Below are 4,510 nucleotides of genomic sequence, written 5' to 3' on the forward strand. Positions count from 1 at the left end.
CCCCTCAGGCCCCCTTCCCCCCTCGTCTCCCGCGCCCGAAAGGAGCCCGTCATCTCTCCGTCCCCCGCCACCCACAGCCTCGGCGTGCTGCGCGCCGCGTCCCCGGACAAGCTGCCGCTGCACCGCCTCAAGGACGGCTGGTCGTACCTCCGCTGGAGCGACACCTCGCGGTTCACCGAGGAGTTCCAGACCGCCGTCTTCTCCCTCCTCGTGGAGATCTCGACCAAGGCGTTCGGCGCCGACATGACGCCGTACTGGCGGGACCGCCGGGCGGGCCGCTTCTTCGAGAAGATCACCACCTTCTGCCTGCTCGTCGACCCGCTGGGCAACGTGAGCGGCTGGACCGGCTACCACCGCCGGGTCTTCGGCAACTCCCACTGCCTGTACCTCGACTCCAGCGGCGTGCTGCCGGACTCGCAGGGCGGCGGCCTGATGGGGCACATCCACTCCAAGATGATCGTCCAGGAGTGCCTGCGGTACGCGCCGCGCCCGGTCCACCTGCTCGCCCGCACCGAGAGCCCGGTGGTCTACCGGCTGCTGCGCAACGGCTGCGGCGCGGACAACATCTGGCCGTCGCCGCACGCGCCGATCAGCCGCCAGGTGTCGCTGATCGGCATGGACGCGGCCGAATGGCTGGGCCAGAGCGAGAAGTTCGACCGCGCGAGCCTGAAGATCGTCGGCGCGTACGACAACCTGGACGCGCTCTACGGCGACCTGCCGACCTGCGGCGAGCCCGGCATCGACGCGTTCTTCCGGCAGAACCTCAGCCCGGAGGACGCCTACATCGTGGTGGCGCGGGCCGAACTGCCGCGCATCGCCCGCGAATGGGCCCGCCGCGAACTGCGGGCGGCCCGGGCCCGGCGCTCCTCGGGCCGGGTGCCGGCCGGCGCGGCCGGAGGGCGGTGACATGACCGGACAGGACCTGTCCGAGGACTCGTTCGCCGAGCGGGCCCGGACCGTGCTCGCCCCTCTCGGCGCGGGCTATCTCGACGAGATCGAGCAGCTGTACCTCGACCTCCACCGGCACCCGGAGCTGTCCGGGCAGGAGGAGCGGACGGCCGGCATCGCGGCGGACCGGCTGCACGCGGCCGGCTACGAGGTGACCACCGGGATCGGCGGCCACGGCGTGGCGGGGCTGCTGCGCAACGGCGAGGGGCCGGTCGTCCTGCTCCGCGCCGACATGGACGCCCTGCCGGTCCGCGAGGCGACCGGCCTGGCGTACGCCAGCACCCGGGAGGCCGTCGACGGCGACGGCGCCACGGTGCCGGTGGCCCATGCCTGCGGGCACGACGTCCACCTCGGCTCGCTGATCGCGGCGGCCACCCTGCTGGCCCGGGCGCGGCACTGCTGGAGCGGCACCGTGCTGGCGGTCGCGCAGCCCGCGGAGGAGACCGGGGACGGCGCCGCGGCGATGCTCGACGACGGGCTGTACGCCAAGGTCGCCAAGCCCGACGTGGCGCTGGCCCAGCACGTCGTGCCGCTGCCGGCGGGCGTCGTCGGGCACCGCCCCGGTCCGATGATGGCCGCCTCCGCCGTCGTCCGCGTGCGGGTCCACGGGCGCGGCGGCCACAGCTCGGCGCCGCAGGCCACGGTCGACCCCGTCGTCATCGCGGCGCACATCGTGACGCGGCTCCAGACCATCGTCGCCCGGGAGACCGACCCGGCGGACTGCGCGGTGGTCAGCGTCGGCTACCTGCACGCCGGCACCAAGGCGAACATCATCCCGGAGACCGCCGAGCTCGGCATCAGCGTGCGCTGCTACGACAACGCGCTGCAGGCCCGGCTGCTCGCCTCGATCGAGCGCATCGCCGCGGCCGAGGCGGCGGCCTCGGGAGCGCCGCGCCCGCCGGAGGTCACGGTCACCGAGGGCGTGCCGGTCAACGACAACTCCGCGGAGCACACCGGGACGGTGCGGGCCGCGCACCTGGCCCACTTCGGCGAGGGCCGCGTGGTGCCGATGCCGCTGCTCGCCGCCAGCGAGGACTTCCCCTACTTCGGGGCCGCGGGCGCCGGGCCGCACTACGACGGCGACGCGGTGCCCACCGTCTACTGGGTCGTCGGCGGCGCCTCCCTCGACGCCTGGCTCGCGGCGCCCGGTGACACCCCGCAGGAGAAGGTGAAGAGCCTTCCCGTCAACCACTCCCCGCAGTTCGCCCCCGACCCCCGCCCGACCCTGCACACCGCCTCCGAGGCGCTGGTGACGGCGGCCCTCGCGTACCTCACCGGAACCACCAGCCAAGGACTCTGATGTCGACGAAAACCACCCAGAAGATCGGCTTCCGGGAGGCCACCGCCCTCGGTGTGGGCGGGATCATCGGTGCGGGCATCTTCGTGCTCAGCGGCACCGCCAGCGGCATCGCCGGTCCGGCGGTGGTCGTCTCGTTCGGCATCGCGTTCGCGGCGTCGCTGATCCTCAGTCTCTGTTACGCCGAACTCAGCTCCATGCACGAGGACTCGGGCGGCCCCTACGCCTACGCCAAGCGCCATCTGCCGCCGTTCGTGGCGACGGTGGTGGGCTGGGCGAACTGGGGCGCCTGGATGTGCGCCAGCTCGTACGTCGGCATCGGCGTGGGCAGTTACCTCCATCTGCTCGTCCCGTCGCTGAGCCAGCCGGTCGCCTCGACGCTGGTGATCGCCGTCTTCACCGGCCTCAACCTGCTCGGCATCCGCTTCTCGGGGAAGGTCCAGTTCATCGCGCTGATCCTCACCGTGCTGGTGCTGCTCGGCTTCATCGCGCTGGGCGCCACCCATGTGGACACCGCCCTGTACACGCCGTTCATGCCGCACGGCATGAGCGGTGTCCTCCAGGCGGCGCTGATCGGCTTCCTCGCCCTGACCGGGTGGGACGCCATCGTCGTCTCCGCGGAGGAGATCACCGAGCCGCGCCGGACGATCCCCCTGTCGATCCTGACGAGCCTCGGCATCTCGTTCATCCTGTACGCCGGACTGCTGCTGATCGAGAACGGCATCATCCCCTGGGACCGGCTGGGCGCCTCGGAGACCCCGGTCGTCGACGTCAGCCGGGTGTTCTTCGGCACCCACGGCCCGTTCGTCGTCAACTGCATCGTGCTGGTCGCCCTGTTGGCCGCGGTCAACGCCAACCTGATCGTGATCTCGCGCTCGTCGATGGTGCTCGCCCGGGACCGGCTGGCGCCGCGCGTCCTGGAGTCCACGGCGACGAGCCGGCAGGTGCCGGTCGTCGCCATCGTCGCCGCCGGTGTCGCGCAGACGGTGATGTCCACGGCGGGCAACCTGCGCTTCGCGGTCTCGGCGACCGGGTTCCTCTACACCCTCACGTTCATCACCTCCATCGTGGCCCTGTTCGTCGCCCGGCGGCGCGGGATCTCCGCCTCGTTCAAGGCGCCCCTGTACCCGGTGGTGCCGGCGCTCGCCCTGGCGCTCTGCTTCGTCTTCATCACCTCCGCGGGCGCCGTGGGCATCCTCACCGGCGTCGGCTGGATCCTCCTCGGCCTGGTCTGCGCCCGCTGGACCAGCCGCTCCCGGGGCGGCGGCGCCCCCGGGCCGGCGCCGGTCCGGGACGACGAGGTGCCCGCCGAACACGGAAGCGTCTGAGGAGGGACCGGCCCGTGCGCGTCGTACTGATCCAGGCCGAGGTCGACCACCGTCCGCCCTTCGCGGAGCGGGTGGCCGCGATGGGCGAGGCCGTCGTCTCGCACGCCGCCCGGCACCGGGCCGACCTCGTCCTGCTGCCGGAGCTGTGGGCGACCGGCTTCTTCAACTTCGACGACTACGCCCGCACCGCCGAGCCCCTGACCGGGCCCGCGGTGCGCGCGCTGGGCGCCGCCGCCCGCGCGGCCTCCGTCCATCTGCACGCCGGGAGCCTCGTCGAGCGCGGCGAGGACGGCCGGCTGCACAACACCAGCCTGCTGTTCGGACCGGACGGCGGGCTGCTGCACTCCTACCGGAAGGTCCACCTCTTCGGCCACCGCTCCCGGGAGAGCACGCTGCTGAGCGCGGGAACCACCGTGCGGTGCGCGGACTCCGCGCTCGGCCGGCTGGGTCTGAGCGCCTGTTACGACCTGCGGTTCCCGGAGCTGTACCGGGCGCTCATCGACGACGGCGCCCGGGTGCTCCTCGTGACGGCGGCCTGGCCCGCCGGACGGATCGCGCACTGGCGGCTGTTGGTGCAGGCCAGGGCCGTAGAGAACCAGGCGTGGGTCGTCGCCTGCAACGCCGCCGGCGCGCACGCCGGGGTGCGGGCGGGCGGCGGCAGTCTGGTCGTCGACCCGTGGGGCCGGGTGGTCGCCGAGGCCGGGCCGGAGGCCGCGGTGCTGGTCGCGGACGTCGACCCGGCGCTGGCCGACCGGACCCGCGCGGAGTTCCCGGCGCTCGCCGACCGCCGCATCCCCGTGCGCCCGCCCGACTGAGCCCGCCCTGTCCGCTGTCACGCGGCCGCGCGCACGGGCGGCCGCACGGAAACCCCGTACAACCCGAGGAAGAACCCATGAACCGTCCCGAGTCCACCCCCGCCCCGGCCGTCGTCCCCGCC

The 4,510-nt window shown here is 73.5% G+C and carries 4 protein-coding genes; all 4 read left to right on the top strand.

From position 1 onward, the window contains the following. A partial coding sequence (locus tag IF73_RS0136805; RefSeq protein WP_051717739.1) for a hypothetical protein occupies positions 1 to 906 on the top strand: 906 nt, incomplete at its 5' end. Position 907: 1 nt separating this feature from the next. Further along, the gene (locus IF73_RS0136810; RefSeq protein ID WP_051717741.1) at positions 908 to 2,248 is read left to right on the top strand and encodes an amidohydrolase; all 1,341 of its coding nucleotides are present in this window, start codon (positions 908 to 910) and stop codon (positions 2,246 to 2,248) included. Beyond that, positions 2,248 to 3,573 (top strand): APC family permease, encoded by a 1,326-nt coding sequence (locus tag IF73_RS0136815; RefSeq protein ID WP_031015820.1) that lies wholly within the window; start codon positions 2,248 to 2,250, stop codon positions 3,571 to 3,573. Before IF73_RS0136810 ends, IF73_RS0136815 begins: the two co-directional genes overlap by 1 nt. A gap of 14 nt (positions 3,574 to 3,587) precedes the next feature. Next, positions 3,588 to 4,388, top strand: coding sequence for a nitrilase-related carbon-nitrogen hydrolase (locus IF73_RS0136820; protein WP_031015821.1), 801 nt, complete (start codon positions 3,588 to 3,590; stop codon positions 4,386 to 4,388). Positions 4,389 to 4,510: the final 122 nt, after the last annotated feature.

Source organism: Streptomyces sp. NRRL F-5727 (assembly GCF_000719555.1).
Lineage (GTDB): Bacteria > Actinomycetota > Actinomycetes > Streptomycetales > Streptomycetaceae > Streptomyces.

Coding starts and splice junctions, on each gene's coding strand:
- IF73_RS0136810 (WP_051717741.1), top strand. CDS start 908: ATGACCGGACAGGACCTGTCCGAGGACTCGTTCGCCGAGCGGGCCCGG.
- IF73_RS0136815 (WP_031015820.1), top strand. CDS start 2,248: ATGTCGACGAAAACCACCCAGAAGATCGGCTTCCGGGAGGCCACCGCC.